Raw genomic sequence first — 13,853 nt, forward strand, 5'->3', positions numbered from 1 at the left:
AACTGGCGTTGCTGGCGTTGCTGGGGAGAATAACTTAACCAATACCCAATACTCAATGCCCAATACCCAATACTTCTCTACGAGAGACTGCGCCAACGACGCCGCCCTTACCTCGGATTCTCTACGAGACGCTACGCGAACGCTCGGCACAAGTCGGCTACGCTCAGGACAAGCTCAGTACAAGTGCCCTGTTTGGCCAATGCCCCATTTTAATGTGCGGCTATCCGTAGCGAAAGATAGTCGCCGAGAAATGATGATTTAGATAAATTAGATTCAGTCAGTTATACAGTACCTCAGGTTGAATTCAGAATAATGGATTTTGGTATCGGCTTTCTCTCGAACAACGTGATGCTGCCAATCATAGATTTTTTCTATGGTATTGTGCCTAGCTATGGATTAGCGATCGTTGCTTTGACACTGATAGTGCGCTTCGCGCTCTATCCCCTGAGTGCTGGCTCAATTCGCAATATGCGGAAAATGCGAATTGTACAACCTCTGATGCAAAAGCGGATGGCAGAAATCAAAGAGCGCTATAAGGATGATCCGCAAAAACAGCAGGAGGAAATGGTCAATGTCCAAAAAGAATTTGGCAACCCTTTGGCAGGCTGTTTTCCATTACTAGTGCAAATGCCAGTCTTGTTAGCGCTATTCGCCACTTTGCGGGGTTCGCCTTTTGCAAGTGCGAACTACAGCGTTAACCTGCAAATCTTTCCTGCAGAACAAATCGAACAAATTCAACCGCAAGCCTTTGCCACTGCTCCTCAAAATATTTACGTTGCAGATGGGGAACACGTTAAAGTAGCTGCAATCCTTCCCAGTGGTAACAAACTAACAGTGGGAGAACAAACCAAGATACAGTATCAGACCATTGAGGGCAAACCATTTCAGGTGCTCTTAGCAGAACACCCAGAAAATAAGCTGATTCCTGATTGGAAAATCACCAAAGGGGAAGATAGGATAAAAATTGATGCCCAGGGCAATGTAGAAGCCTTGCAACCGGGAGAAGTTTCCATTCAAGGAACAATTCCTGGACTAGCAGCAGAAAAAGGCTTTCTATTCATTGATGCCTTAGGCAGGGTTGGCGCAACTGATCCAGATGGCACAATCCACTGGGATATCGTCGCCATGATCGTCTTCTTTGGGATCAGCCTTTATGTTAGCCAAATGCTGTCCGGGCAAAATTCCAGCGGTGGCAATCCGCAGCAGGATACAGTTAACAAAATCACCCCCGTCATCTTTTCTGGGATGTTTTTGTTCTTCCCCCTACCAGCTGGGGTGCTGATGTATATGGTGATTGGTAATATTTTCCAAACCGCACAAACTTATCTTCTCTCCCGCGAACCTCTATCAGAAGAACTGCAAAAAATCGTAGAAACCCAGGAGAAAGAAGCAGTAGTCACAGAACAAAAGGCATTGCCATTTGAACCGAAAAGTTCTAAGAAAAAGGCGACAGGGGGATCATGAGCAACATTCCGATGCAGCGAGGTCAGCAGTGGTTAAAAACACTGCTGGAACTCACTGGAATACCTGCTGAGATTCAGGGTCATTTAGAAACTGCCCATTCTCAAGACAGCGATTCCCCAGAACCAGATAACTACTGGTTGACAATTGAGCAAAACAACTTGACGTCAGAACAAATCCAGGTATTAATTGGTGCCGATGGTTCTGTGCTAGATGCGATTCAGTATCTAGCAAATTCGGTTTTAAACCTAAGCCAACTCCCTGAGGAACAAGCCTCTTACACCATTGAGTTGAATAGCTACCGGGTCAAAAGAGAAGCCGAAATTCGCTCATTAGCAGAAGCAGCAGCCGATGAAGTGCGCTTTTCTGGTAGAGAAGTGGAAATCAAATCCCTTAGTTCTGCTGAACGGCGTCAAGTCCATACCTTTTTGAAGGAATTTGGAGATTTGGAAACCTTCAGTCGCGGTAAAGAGCCGCAACGTCATCTGGTTGTCCGTCCAGCTTCGTTGGAAGAAGTTAGGAGTTAGGAGTCGTTCAATTTTGGATTTTAGACTTCGACTCCGCTCAGTACAAGTTTGCTCGGCACAAGTCGGCAACTCTTTGAGAAGCTCTTGCTAGCTTGCTTCTCCGTAGGAGTACGCTCAAGGCAAGTCGCTCAGTCGAACGATTTTAGATTTTTTATTCAATCCAAAATCCAAAATTCAAAATCTAAAATTGGTAGAGTTAAGAGTTCATTGAAAGCTCATAACTATATAATTTCAAAATTTTTCTTGTTCCTAAAAGCTAAAATAAAGATGTAGTATCAGTATAATTCCTGGTAATCACCATTAATTTTCGTGAGGATGTCTCACAAATCCTATGGACGCAATTTATATTCCGCAGCTAACTAAAGCCCCGGAGCGGACAGAGGAAATTCAGGTTAAGGAATTTCTGCCTGGTCTGGAAACGTTGACACCAGTTCGCGGTCATGTGCGCGTGCAGCATCATGGCAATTACTTGGAAGTGTCCGCTCAGGCAGAAACAATTATCACTTGTACCTGCAACCGCTGTTTGCAGCAATACAATCGACGTTTAGGGCTTGATACGAAAGAAATCATCTGGTTAGACGAAACTGGAAATCAGCCAAATGACTTGCCCTTAGAAAGGGAAGTGATTATGGAAGATTTGCTTGAAACCCTACCGCCCGATGGTTATTTTTATCCTAACGAATGGCTGTATGAGCAGATGTGCTTGGCAATACCCCAGCGCCAGTTATGCGATCGCAATTGTCCAGGTATTCCTGTAAGTAGTACTGTTGATAGTTCTGATATTCCTGAAACTCCAGTTGATAACCGTTGGGCTTCTCTGGAAGCACTGAAAAAGCAACTTCCGTGATAAACAGGTTACTTTCAACTTGGGTAACGCACTATTAGTAGCGCGTTTATTTTAAGGAGTCAATTATTATATAGCAATCGTATTTGATTTGTAAGAATTGCAATCCGTAGATCCCCGACTTCGTAAAAGTTGTCGGGGATCTTGTTTCTTACGAATGGTTCAGGCTTGCTATAGCTCTAGGGTACATAGTAAAGCCAGCAACTGAAAGCAGTTAGCCGTAACAATAAACACAAATTGGCAAATAATGTTCTTTATTTATCATTATGGCTATGCTTAGTTTAGTTTCGGCTAATTGGTTGATTTAATCGTCTCCCACACTTGCTACAAAAGTTGAAATCCACCGGATTATTGCAACTACAATTGGTACATACTAGATTATTTTCAACTGGAGTTTGAGATGGAGTTTCTCTATTGAAATTGTTGGTTGAATTGAATTCAGTGAGTGCATTACTCCTATCAGTAGACTGATGAATTGGTTGTGAAGTTGATTGAATAACTACTGGCTCCATTTGGGCAAAATGCTCCAGCAGCATTCGATGGATAAAAATGTAACTACCTCCAACTTTTTGCAAAAAGATGTGTTCAGTTGCATATTCCAAAAAGTGGACATAGTTTCGAGGTATGGAATTTTGTCCGTAAAGAAAGAGGCGTAAGGTAAAGTGTTGTATGTAGGCTTGACCACCCCCAAACACAAGCCCAGCTACAAGCCCAAACACTAAACACAATTGCATCCATTCAGTTTTTCCGAAGACTTGTTCACCAATTAATCTCCCAAATAATGCGCCAAGTAATCCCCCGATCAATCCCATTATCAGGGCATTCTTCGCTGAGTTCCATATCCCTTGGTTAGGAATCGTTCTTATCATTATCTCTGGGCCTCTCAGTCCACCTAACAATCCTAAAATCAGTCCATCAATTAGCCCGTATACTAAACCTAATTGCAGCCCAGTTTTGAGATCAAATGGAGTATCAACTAATTGCAACCCAGTTTTGAGATCAAAGGGAATCTTAAATAGCTTGAAAAACAGTCCTATAATCAGCCCCAAAACTAATCCACGTGGTAGTCCATTCTTCAAAAAGTTTTTGGCTTCTTGCCAAGACCATTTCAAAGTTTCAACTGGTTTTATTTCTACTCTACTCCAAGTTAAAAGTATTGCAGCCGTAATTATACCAATTAACGCCCCGGATGATTGATGTATTAGCCAGCCGATAAACCCACAAATTATTACTCCAACCAGCCAATTTACAAATTGATAAAGTCTTTTTTGCACTCGATTTGACAACCATGTAGGCTGTATTCTTTCAAGAAGAAAGACCGTTTGAGACTTCTGGAACATCTGCTGTGCTAGCCAAATTAACCAGCGCATTGCTTGCAATTTTGAGTATCTTGGCTCATATTTACGATGCTTAAACATCCGTTCAATATAAGTATCAAACAGGTGCTTTCGGCGTTCCTCTTTAGAACCTGTATTGGGTAAATCTTCAAGTTTCTTACCTTTATAAGCCAGGGTCATAACACTTAAAGTCAGGGGAGACTTGGCTAACTCTTGCAGCGTAGTGTCTTCTTGAAGCAATGTTTTTACTGCTTTTAGTTGTTCACCAGCCCTGTCTAAATATTGGTTAACTTGCTGAAATGTCAAAGATTGGAGGCAGACAGCACCTTGCAATTGTAACCGAGTAGAGAGAGCTTCATAATCTCGGATACGGCTTGTCACCACAATCTCGATCAACCCATGTTCTTGCATAAATTCGTTGATGGCTTGAATGCAGGTTTCCCGACGCTCAATTTTCACCTCATCTAAACCATCTAACAGCAGTAATATTTGTTGATCTTCAATCCAGACTTTACCAAGTGCCTTAGAAATTTGATATGTACTATTCAATTCCTCAATCAGCCAATCAGCAATTGTTTGCTGTTTATTCCCCCAAGAAGATAAGTTCAGCACTACTGGAATAGGTTGGCTAAAATCTTTTTTGGTACGAGCAATTAATTCTTGTGCCAGCTTCAGGAGAGTAATCGTTTTGCCCGCGCCAGGTTCTCCTAAAATCAGTAAGGTTCGTCCTTTTCCCATCTGATTGAAGACATCAGAGACACTTTTACCTTCAGGTAAGGTTTGCCCAGACTCATCAGGAATTTCTTGAACAATGTTAGACGGGTGCTTTACTGCGTCTAATCGTTCTTCCAGTCCCAAATCAATTAGACCTTTGGTATACAAAGATTTTTCTAGTACGCCTTTAATCCAATACTGTTCGACTTTATTAAGTAAAACTTCTCGGAAACGGTACTCCTCTTTCCCTGAAGGAGGTTTTACCTGCCTATGACCTATTAGTTTAGCTAGGCTAAAGCTTTCATTCACAGTTAGATACTGAATTTGGTGCAAGTCGCGTCCAGCCTGTCCAATTTGAGCTTCCCGAATCAAAGCACCATCAATATTCAAATTCTGAAGGGGTTGTTCTTGATTCATAACCTTTCTTCATGTAAAAAATAAAAGACTTTTAACTGCGACTCCTAACCAAGGAGCTAATTGTTTGGCAATTGGCTCTAACTTTTGCCAAATTCCTTGGCCTGCATTAAACGTTTCGTTCGTTTCTTTGAGGACTTTACTAGCTTTTTGCAAACTTGTTACCGCAGTGTTTTTGTCTGGTTCTTTTTCCTTAACTGCGTCGGTTGCATAATCCAGATGTTTAAGTGCTTGTTTCTTTTGGTCTTCTGGTAAATCTGAATTACGAAATATGAATTCAATTTGTGCCATTAATTCCGCAACCTCAGGTAAGGTCAATTCTTTCTCAGCCCCACCCTGAGTATTTTGCTGGTTTTGGGTCATGTCGCCAGCAGCTTGTCCAACTTGAACACCTGAAAATTGACCACCGCCAATATTGAGGGACATTCCTTCAGTATTTTTGGGCTGTGAGTTATTTTCTGCCATTTTATTTGCTCGGGAAAAACATAATTTCATTTAAGCTTTAATACAAATCAAGCAGATAACTTTCCCGAATATTAAAAAAATTTGCGTATATAGTAGGCCAATTACTACATTCCCGGATGGGAGTGTAAATTCACTTGTTCCCAGTTTCCACCTGCAAATGCAAGCTCTGCGGCTTTGCTTCAACTTTTATCTAAGCAGAGCTTGTTCAAGTTTCATTAGTTGGTACCAGGTAAAGATATATATATAGCGATTCTCCTTTGAATGGGTACTGGGTAGGGACACGGCAATGCCGTGTCCCTACCTTGTATCTGTGGTTAATTATTTTTCTGTGCCTTACCCATACGGGAACCGCTATATTCGTTTTTAGTTGTGAGACACGATACAAACCTGAACAATGAGAGAATAACTAATAACCACAGCTACATATGAACTTCCGTGATGAGTTTAAACTGCTGCTACGCGCCCGCTACCCTTTGATTTATATTCCCACCTATGAGGAAGAACGGGTAGAAGCAGCTATCCGGGAAGAAGCAACCAACCAGGGTAATCGCCCAGTGTATACTTGGGATTTTGTCGATGGCTACCAGGGAAATCCCAATGATGTTGGGTTTGGGCGACGTAACCCGTTGCAAGCTTTAGAATTCATCGAAAAATTACCAGCCTCTGCACCAGCTGTGTTGATTTTACGAGACTATCATCGCTTTTTAGATGATGTAGCGATCGCCCGCAAACTCCGCAATCTGTCCCGACTCCTGAAGTCGCAACCAAAAAATATTGTTTTACTGTCGCCGCGCATCGCCATCCCTGACGACTTAACCGAAGTGCTGACAGTTGTCGAGTTTCCCTTACCCGCCGCCCTAGAAATTAAAACTGAGGTAGAACGCTTACTGCAAAGCACTAGTAACTCCCTTTCTGGCAAAGTTTTAGATGATTTGGTGCGCTCTTGTCAAGGACTTTCGATGGAACGGATTCGCCGGGTTTTGGCAAAAGCGATCGCTACCCACGGTGAATTGCAACCTGAAGACGTGGATCTGGTTTTGGAAGAAAAGCGCCAAACTATCCGCCAAACCCAAATCCTGGACTTCTACCCCGCCACTGAGCAAATTTCTGATATTGGCGGACTGGATAACTTGAAAGACTGGCTGATCCGCCGCGGAGGTTCATTTACTGATAAGGCGCGACAGTACGGATTACCGCACCCCCGTGGTTTAATGTTGGTGGGTATTCAGGGAACTGGTAAATCGTTGACCGCAAAAGCGATCGCTCATCACTGGCATTTACCCTTGCTACGTCTGGATGTGGGAAGGTTATTTGGTGGTTTGGTGGGTGAATCAGAATCTCGGACTCGCCAAATGATCCAAGTAGCTGAAGCCCTCGCTCCCTGTATTTTGTGGATTGATGAAATAGATAAAGCCTTTGCTGGACTTGGTAGCAAAGGTGATGCCGGAACAGCCAGCCGTGTGTTTGGCACTTTTATTACCTGGCTAGCGGAAAAAACCTCACCCGTTTTTGTCGTCGCCACAGCCAACGACATCCAAGCTTTACCGCCGGAAATGCTCCGTAAGGGGCGATTTGATGAAATTTTCTTTGTGGGTTTGCCCACTCAAGAGGAGAGAAAAGCAATTTATGATGTTCATTTATCCCGATTGCGCCCGCATAACTTAAAAAGTTATGACATCGACAGGCTAGCATACGAGACACCCGATTTTTCTGGGGCAGAAATTGAGCAAACTTTAATTGAAGCGATGCATATTGGATTTAGCCAAAACCGCGACTTTGCTACCGACGACATTTTAGAAGCAGCCAGTCAGATCATACCCTTGGCACGAACTGCTGTAGAGCAAATTCAGCAACTCCAAGAATGGGCTGCTGCTGGGAGAGCGCGTTTAGCATCTAAACACAGTCCTTTGAGCGAACGCCTCCGGCGCACTACGTGAACGCATTCAGTAGTAGCTACAATAATGAGTTAGTCAAAAGTCCATAGTCAACAGTTAATGATCAATTATTATGGACTATTGATTCTTATCCGCATGGGTTACTTGGTTCTCTACTCGTAACCCTTGAGAGCCAGTACAACGCCCGCGGTCTTCTCCCATTCGTGAGAAGCTAGCACCTTCTCTACGAGAGGCTACGCCAACGCGGAGCGTCTCGTAGAGAAGGGGGTTCCCCCCATGAGCGACTGCCGTGGGAAAATACGCACGTAACTGGCTCCCCTTGAGAGCCACTTGCTCTAATTGGGGAAACCCAGACGCTTGCGGACTCGTTCTAAGCGTACCCCTGCGCGGAAGCAAGCTACGCGTAGCGTCTCGTAGAGAAGCTATGCCGTTGGCGCAGCCTCTCGTAGAGAAGGCTTTACGCTACGCTAGCGCAAATCTAAAATCCAAAATTGTTTGACTCTTAATAATCAGGTTTTAACTATGTTGTCTGGCTTAACAAAGTTTATACTTGGGTTTTTCTTAGCGATCGCTGTGTTAGTAGGTGGCGGTGTTGCAGTTGCACTTTATTTCATGAATCGCACCGGACTAGCCCCTGCCAAACCCGTTTTTTCCAACGATAGCCCCTCGGTGAAAGCCCAAGCTCCAAAAGCAACTGAGCCTGGAGCAGGTAAACCCAGCCTTAAACCTGGGACTCAGACTAAATCGTCTTCAAGCTCAACTTCTACTTCTACAGAATCACCAAAGGCTACCCCATCACCAAAACCATTGCCATCGGGAGCTTACCGAGGGCGTGTTAGTTGGGCTGAAGGCTTAAGTTTGCGATCGCAACCAAATCAAGAAGCTGAAAAGATTGGTGGGGTTGGTTTTAATCAAAAAATTATTATTTTGTCAGAAAGCGAGGATAAAGCCTGGCAAAAAATCCGTTTGGAAGGTAGCGAACAAGAAGGTTGGGTAAAAGCAGGTAATACTGAAAAAGTTAATCAACAATAGCTTAAAAAATCAGAAAATCAGATGTGTCTACTCAATAACTTCATCTGGATCTAATTGAGATTGCTTTCCCAGAAAACTGGAAGTATGTATCAATGTATCAATTGCAAGCTCAATTTTAAAAGCAGTTCCTTGCCCCTTGGCAGAAATACAGTTTAGCTTACCACCATGTGTTTGAACGACAATCTGAGAGCTAATTGATAATTCTAATCCAGTTCTTTTTCCAACTGGTTTAGTTGTGAAAAAGGGATAATATATTTTATTTTGCATCTCTTCACTAATGCCAGAACCATTGTCAAAAACTTTAATGTTGCTCATGCTATGAAACCCAAATAGGTATAGCAAAAATTTTGTCAGGCAAATAGAAAACAAGCCTCCAAAGCTTTACGTTGCTTATTATTCCCTCTACAAAAGCTTGTATTTCATATCAGCTTGCAGAATTTATTGTAAGGAATCATACTAAAAAAAATTATAATACAGAGCAAATGGTACAATTTTGTATAGTCGTAACTTGAAATAAGCAAGTGAAAACAGGGGTAAATAGCTATTTAACCAAGCTTGCCTCAGTCTACGAGGCATCCGAAAGCGTCAAGGTTGTTCCTACCGTAGCTAATTTCAAATTTTTGAATTGGAAAAAGTTATCTAGCGGTGCAACGATGCGTCTTTTTTCTGTGGCACTGACTATGGGGCTTCTGAGTATAGCTGGGCAAGCTTTAGCACTTCAGAAAATAGGAAGTAATGGGCCTGAAGTTACCAGTAGCCAAAGGTGTTTAAAAAAGTTAGGCTACTTTAACGGCCCGGTGAGTGGCAAGTTTGCTAGCTTGACTCAAAATGCTGTGATCAAATTCCAGCAAGCCAATAGAATACCTGCTGATGGGGTTGTGGGTGGTAATACTCAACGAGCCTTGCAACGAGCCTGTCAAAGTAGAACTTCTAGTAGGAATACTAGTCGCGCATTGCAGCCAAGTGGTCAATATCCTGTTCTGTCTCAAGGCAAAACTGGTGCAGCCGTAACCAGGTTGCAACAGCGTCTACGACAGTTAGGCTATTTGAATGCTAATCCCAATGGGAATTTTGGCCCAATGACCAGAGATGCTGTAATTAGATTCCAACAAAATTATCGCATAGCTGCTAACGGGATTGTAAATCGACAAACTTGGAACACACTACTGGGTTACTCTCCGACTCCAATCAGATCAAGTCTCTCTACTCAACAAGTGAGAGAACTACAAGTGCGTTTGCGGCAGCTAGGTTATTTTAAGACTAATCCCACTGGGAATATTGGCCCAATTACTAAAAAAGCTGTCATTCAATACCAGCGAAATTCTCGCCTACCTGTTGATGGCATTGCCAATGGCCAAGTCTTGGAGTCAGTGCGTAGAACCTCCACAGGTGGATATGCTACTCAACAACAAGGCAGAAATTATCTGACTGTAGGCGATCAAGGAGAAAATGTCAGATTAGTTCAAGAGCGTTTGGGGCAGTTGGGTTTCTCTAATACCAATCCTGATGGTTTTTTCAACGAGTACACCAGACAATCTGTGATTGCATTCCAGCAATCTTCTCGATTGAATTCTACTGGAAATGTAGATTGGCAAACTTGGCAAGCATTAGGATTGAATAGCTCGAATGTAGGGAATTCTGCTGAGGCTAATGGTTATGTATTTGCTGAGACGAATGACTATGTAGCACCTCAAAATAATCGCTATTTACCTCCTACTAATAACGTAGTGCCTGTTACCAATGGCAACACATTAGTTGCTAATAATCCCTACAGAGTAATAGTGCCTATTTCCAATAATGATACTCTGAGTAAAGTGCGACAATATATACCCGATGCTATCGCGGAGCAATCCAATCTAGGGGATTATGTGAATGCTGGAGCATTTAGCGATCGCGCCCAAGCAGAAACATTATCGAAAAAGCTCCGCTCCTATGGTCTGGATGCACGGGTAAAATACAATTGAAGAAGAAATCAGAATTCAGAATTCAGAATCACCTAATGTCGTTTACAACGTCTACAACGTTTATTTGACAAACATTATACGTTGTTGACACTTTCTACAGCGTTGTTCATTTACCATACTCCTCTATCATCTCTTCAACAATTGCCTAGTGGCAGAGAGTCTATTGTACTATTGACGTTGCCAAGAGCATCTGCTATTTACTTCAGCCCTAACACTACCATTTGTTCTAAAAAGAGTTTAGAAAGTTTTCCCACCGTTCCATAAGTTCAATTTCAGAAGCATAGGGATAACTATCTTGAGTATTTTCTTGTTCATATTTTAAGTAATCTTCAAATGTTGGATTCTTAGATTCATCAGGTTCATAGATTATTGGTAAGTTGTTTAGCCTTTCTAACATTTCCAGGTTTTCTCTACTACTTTCTCCTAATAATCGCCTCAATCTTTCATCTATTGGATGGATTTTCTTAATTCTTTCTTCTAGTAGTCCACTGCTAAGAAAACCGTCCCTATCGTAAAAATAATCATTCTTGATGAAATCAAAAACTGAGTGTCCCCAAAAGCTTTCTACCAAAGGATCTAGTACCTCAAGGGAATAGAGTATCGTTAGTTCATCAAGTGCTTTTTTTGGGTTTGGTATTGAAAAGTGAATAATTTGATCCCTTATTTTACCGAATTCTTTATACTGCTGAAGTCGCTCAATTTTAATTCCAGTTGTTTCCAAAAGTTTCTCAGGTAACTTCTTATAACTTACAGTGTACCCATTTTCTATTAGCTCAATCAGACTAAGAGTATCATTAGATTCTTTTAGTTGAGTAGGCAATCTGGAGAATATTAATAGTAGGTCTTCTTGAGCAATTCTAGCTTTCAAAAGTATCTCTGCTGCATGAGCCGCGTGTACTACACACAAAAACTTCTCACCATGACAGGCTTCCATGAATGCGTCACGAAAAAGAAGCATCCCCGTTATTCTCATATTTCGGGGGACATCTTTCATAAATTGCTCAATCATATTTTTTGGAGTAAATTTATCTTCGTAAGCTTAGTTTAACCACAACTGATTAAAATGCAATTTCAATAACACCACCTCAAACTCCAGTAGTTCAGTTAGGGCTTTTGTTTCAATAAAATTTCAACAGTCATCACTGAGAAAATAGTCGCCAAATCTTGAGATTCCCGTAATCTCCACTTACCAAAGTGTTACCATCATGGCTTATAGCTAGGGAAAAAAATGTACTTGGATTAGCATGGAGAGTAGATTCTAACTCTCCTGTTTGTAGGTTCCAGATTTTGATAATGAGGTCATCACCTATACTGAAAAAGGTCTTACCATTTGGGCTAATAGCTACAGACCAAGTACAGTCATGATGCCCACTAAGTGTAGATTTCAATTCTCCTGTTTGCAGATTCCAGATTTTGATAGTTCTGTCACAACTCCCACTGAGCAAAGTCTTACCATCCGAGCTAATGGCTAAAGAAAAAATCGTATTAGAATGACCAGTCAGAGTGGCTTTTAACTTTCCTGTCTGCAAGTTCCAAATTTTAATAATATCAACACCTCCACTCACCAAAGTTTTTCCATCAGGACTGATTACTGAAGAACGAACTATCCGTGAGTGAGCAGGGATGGTTGATTTCAACTCTCCTGTTTGCAGGTTCCAAATTTTAATAGTATCATCCCTACTACCACTAACTAAGGTCTTTCCATCTGGGCTAATTACTACAGACCAAACTTCATCCTTATGACCAACAAGGGTAAATTTTAACTTTCCTGTTTGGAGATTCCAGATATTAATATTTTTGTCTTCACTTCCACTCGCCAAAAATTTGCTATCTGGGCTGATAGCAACAGAAAGAACCGAGCCTTTATGTCCACTAAGCGTCGATTTCAACTCTCCTGTTTGGAGATCCCAGATTTCGATATCGTCATCCTCCTTCCCACTAACTAAGGTCTTTCCGTCTGGGGTAATGCCTAATGTATAATACGAACCACCTCTCGGAAGAGTATTAACTAAAGTTGCAGTTGTAATATTTTTGCGTGAACGAGAGAAGCTAAGTGAATTACTTAAAGAAATGTCCTTCTTAGATTCATAATTTGAGACGTTTTTTGAAAAAATAGGGATGAGTCCAAGCTCTCCCATAAACACAATAAAAAGAGCTATTAATCCCAAAGTTAGACCTAATAACACTATTAAAATTTCGCTCTGTCTTGGCTGACTCATACTAAGCCTTTAGACTTTTAGTTGTATATATTATTTAAAAATGGTTTAGCGAAATACTTTAAACAATTTATAATTTCATTATATTGAAACCCTGTTTCATCAATCCTACGAATAACATAAATTTTATGTCCCCCAATCGTTTCGCTTAAAAATTCTTCTGCTTTCTTCTTTTCATGCATTAAATTTGCAAGAACTTCTATTAAACTATTTTCATTAAAAGTATAATTAGTTCCTAAATCAATATCAGTTTTAGTTCTAGCAAATTCAACAATTTTACTAATATCAGTTGGATAAGTTTGAGTTAAATATTTGACTTCTTGTTGTAAGTTATCATCAGCATCTAAATATTGTAGGAAATTAAAAACTGATAGTTTTGACATATTCAAAAATGTGGTAACTTTTGTTTATATGACATACCATCAATTTAAGTCTTTTTTGGTTAAGAACACTCAGGGTAATTACGGTTTTTAAGTTTATGGATTCCAGATTTAATAAGTTGTTGCGATAAAACCGTTGATTTACCGTTAAGCGGTAAGAAAAATAATTATCTTGATGGTGTTAATCAACTTTTTTCAGTTTCAAACTTTCTAGTGGGTATTGAGCAACCATTTCTTCAAAAGGAATCCATTCTCCGTCAGGGGTGCAAACGTGTAGCACTCCTTTACTCTGGTATTCCAAAGTCGTTATAGCCAATAATTTCATCGGGTGTTCTGCTATCAAGAGTTGGTAAATTTCTAATTTCATGACAGATACTGCGAACAAAATTAATATCAATCTTTTTCGCTTTTATATTTTGGAAGGAAATAGGATGAAGTTGATACAATAGTTTTCCTTTTATTTCCATACCTGCAAGACTTGGAGGCATTTTTAGGTAGAGAAAACCATTCTCATCTACACGGGCATCAACGTTGATTTCCTGCATTGTCTTATGCTCTAAATTAAATTACCTTATTTATTTTAGTCTTTCGCTTGTAGCTACAT

General features: G+C 41.0%; 14 protein-coding genes. 7 read left to right on the forward strand and 7 right to left on the reverse strand.

What is annotated here, in order from left to right; all coding sequences use genetic code 11:
- The first annotated feature begins 55 nt into the window (after window positions 1–55).
- The 4 genes from V7K85_RS11645 to V7K85_RS11660 all read left to right on the forward strand — a co-directional run bounded on the left by V7K85_RS11645 (window position 56) and on the right by V7K85_RS11660 (window position 2,835).
- A complete protein-coding gene (locus V7K85_RS11645; RefSeq protein WP_334813722.1) occupies window positions 56–262 on the forward strand; it encodes a hypothetical protein in 207 nt (68 codons plus the stop codon).
- 50 nt (window positions 263–312) lie between these two features.
- Entirely contained in the window at window positions 313–1,464 is a 1,152-nt protein-coding gene (gene yidC / locus V7K85_RS11650; protein WP_334813724.1) for a membrane protein insertase YidC, read from the forward strand.
- On the forward strand, window positions 1,461–1,988 hold the full coding sequence (locus V7K85_RS11655) for a Jag family protein (RefSeq protein WP_334813726.1): 528 nt from the start codon (window positions 1,461–1,463) through the stop codon (window positions 1,986–1,988). Before yidC ends, V7K85_RS11655 begins: the two co-directional genes overlap by 4 nt.
- Window positions 1,989–2,319: 331 nt before the next feature.
- Window positions 2,320–2,835, forward strand: coding sequence for a YceD family protein (locus V7K85_RS11660; protein WP_334813728.1), 516 nt, complete (start codon window positions 2,320–2,322; stop codon window positions 2,833–2,835).
- A 278-nt stretch (window positions 2,836–3,113) separates the two neighbouring features.
- Here V7K85_RS11660 and V7K85_RS11665 read toward each other — a convergent pair whose 3' ends face one another.
- Both V7K85_RS11665 and V7K85_RS11670 read right to left on the reverse strand, forming a co-directional pair.
- A complete protein-coding gene (locus V7K85_RS11665; protein WP_334813730.1) occupies window positions 3,114–5,300 on the reverse strand; it encodes an NACHT domain-containing protein in 2,187 nt (728 codons plus the stop codon).
- A gap of 9 nt (window positions 5,301–5,309) precedes the next feature.
- Window positions 5,310–5,762, reverse strand: a complete 453-nt coding sequence (locus V7K85_RS11670; protein WP_334813732.1) for a hypothetical protein — start codon at window positions 5,760–5,762, stop codon at window positions 5,310–5,312.
- A gap of 425 nt (window positions 5,763–6,187) precedes the next feature.
- Here V7K85_RS11670 and V7K85_RS11675 point away from each other — a divergent pair, with 425 nt between their 5' ends.
- Both V7K85_RS11675 and V7K85_RS11680 read left to right on the forward strand, forming a co-directional pair.
- The gene (locus tag V7K85_RS11675) at window positions 6,188–7,699 is read left to right on the forward strand and encodes an AAA family ATPase (RefSeq protein WP_334813734.1); all 1,512 of its coding nucleotides are present in this window, start codon (window positions 6,188–6,190) and stop codon (window positions 7,697–7,699) included.
- 480 nt (window positions 7,700–8,179) lie between these two features.
- Window positions 8,180–8,689: an SH3 domain-containing protein gene (locus tag V7K85_RS11680; RefSeq protein ID WP_334813736.1), complete on the forward strand. Its 510-nt coding sequence runs from the start codon at window positions 8,180–8,182 to the stop codon at window positions 8,687–8,689.
- A 27-nt stretch (window positions 8,690–8,716) separates the two neighbouring features.
- Here V7K85_RS11680 and V7K85_RS11685 read toward each other — a convergent pair whose 3' ends face one another.
- Entirely contained in the window at window positions 8,717–9,004 is a 288-nt protein-coding gene (locus V7K85_RS11685) for an ATP-binding protein (RefSeq protein ID WP_334813738.1), read from the reverse strand.
- Between the two features lie 206 nt (window positions 9,005–9,210).
- Here V7K85_RS11685 and V7K85_RS11690 point away from each other — a divergent pair, with 206 nt between their 5' ends.
- Window positions 9,211–10,653 carry a peptidoglycan-binding protein gene (locus V7K85_RS11690; RefSeq protein WP_334813740.1) on the forward strand — a complete coding sequence of 481 codons (1,443 nt, stop codon included), beginning with the start codon at window positions 9,211–9,213 and terminating at the stop codon, window positions 10,651–10,653.
- 226 nt (window positions 10,654–10,879) lie between these two features.
- Here V7K85_RS11690 and V7K85_RS11695 read toward each other — a convergent pair whose 3' ends face one another.
- The 4 genes from V7K85_RS11695 to V7K85_RS11710 form a co-directional block, all read right to left on the reverse strand.
- On the reverse strand, window positions 10,880–11,662 hold the full coding sequence (locus tag V7K85_RS11695; protein ID WP_334813742.1) for a hypothetical protein: 783 nt from the start codon (window positions 11,660–11,662) through the stop codon (window positions 10,880–10,882).
- A 130-nt stretch (window positions 11,663–11,792) separates the two neighbouring features.
- Entirely contained in the window at window positions 11,793–12,872 is a 1,080-nt protein-coding gene (locus tag V7K85_RS11700) for a WD40 repeat domain-containing protein (RefSeq protein WP_334813744.1), read from the reverse strand.
- Between the two features lie 17 nt (window positions 12,873–12,889).
- Window positions 12,890–13,252, reverse strand: coding sequence for a hypothetical protein (locus tag V7K85_RS11705; RefSeq protein WP_334813745.1), 363 nt, complete (start codon window positions 13,250–13,252; stop codon window positions 12,890–12,892).
- A 281-nt stretch (window positions 13,253–13,533) separates the two neighbouring features.
- Window positions 13,534–13,794: a hypothetical protein gene (locus tag V7K85_RS11710; protein WP_334813747.1), complete on the reverse strand. Its 261-nt coding sequence runs from the start codon at window positions 13,792–13,794 to the stop codon at window positions 13,534–13,536.
- Window positions 13,795–13,853: the final 59 nt, after the last annotated feature.

The sequence above is a fragment of the Nostoc sp. genome (assembly GCF_036917615.1).
Lineage (GTDB): Bacteria > Cyanobacteriota > Cyanobacteriia > Cyanobacteriales > Nostocaceae > Nostoc.

Coding starts and splice junctions, on each gene's coding strand:
- V7K85_RS11645 (WP_334813722.1), top strand. CDS start 56: ATGCCCAATACCCAATACTTCTCTACGAGAGACTGCGCCAACGACGCC.
- yidC (WP_334813724.1), top strand. CDS start 313: ATGGATTTTGGTATCGGCTTTCTCTCGAACAACGTGATGCTGCCAATC.
- V7K85_RS11655 (WP_334813726.1), top strand. CDS start 1,461: ATGAGCAACATTCCGATGCAGCGAGGTCAGCAGTGGTTAAAAACACTG.
- V7K85_RS11660 (WP_334813728.1), top strand. CDS start 2,320: ATGGACGCAATTTATATTCCGCAGCTAACTAAAGCCCCGGAGCGGACA.
- V7K85_RS11665 (WP_334813730.1), bottom strand. CDS start 5,300: ATGAATCAAGAACAACCCCTTCAGAATTTGAATATTGATGGTGCTTTG.
- V7K85_RS11670 (WP_334813732.1), bottom strand. CDS start 5,762: ATGGCAGAAAATAACTCACAGCCCAAAAATACTGAAGGAATGTCCCTC.
- V7K85_RS11675 (WP_334813734.1), top strand. CDS start 6,188: ATGAACTTCCGTGATGAGTTTAAACTGCTGCTACGCGCCCGCTACCCT.
- V7K85_RS11680 (WP_334813736.1), top strand. CDS start 8,180: ATGTTGTCTGGCTTAACAAAGTTTATACTTGGGTTTTTCTTAGCGATC.
- V7K85_RS11685 (WP_334813738.1), bottom strand. CDS start 9,004: ATGAGCAACATTAAAGTTTTTGACAATGGTTCTGGCATTAGTGAAGAG.
- V7K85_RS11695 (WP_334813742.1), bottom strand. CDS start 11,662: ATGATTGAGCAATTTATGAAAGATGTCCCCCGAAATATGAGAATAACG.
- V7K85_RS11700 (WP_334813744.1), bottom strand. CDS start 12,872: ATGAGTCAGCCAAGACAGAGCGAAATTTTAATAGTGTTATTAGGTCTA.
- V7K85_RS11705 (WP_334813745.1), bottom strand. CDS start 13,252: ATGTCAAAACTATCAGTTTTTAATTTCCTACAATATTTAGATGCTGAT.
- V7K85_RS11710 (WP_334813747.1), bottom strand. CDS start 13,794: ATGCAGGAAATCAACGTTGATGCCCGTGTAGATGAGAATGGTTTTCTC.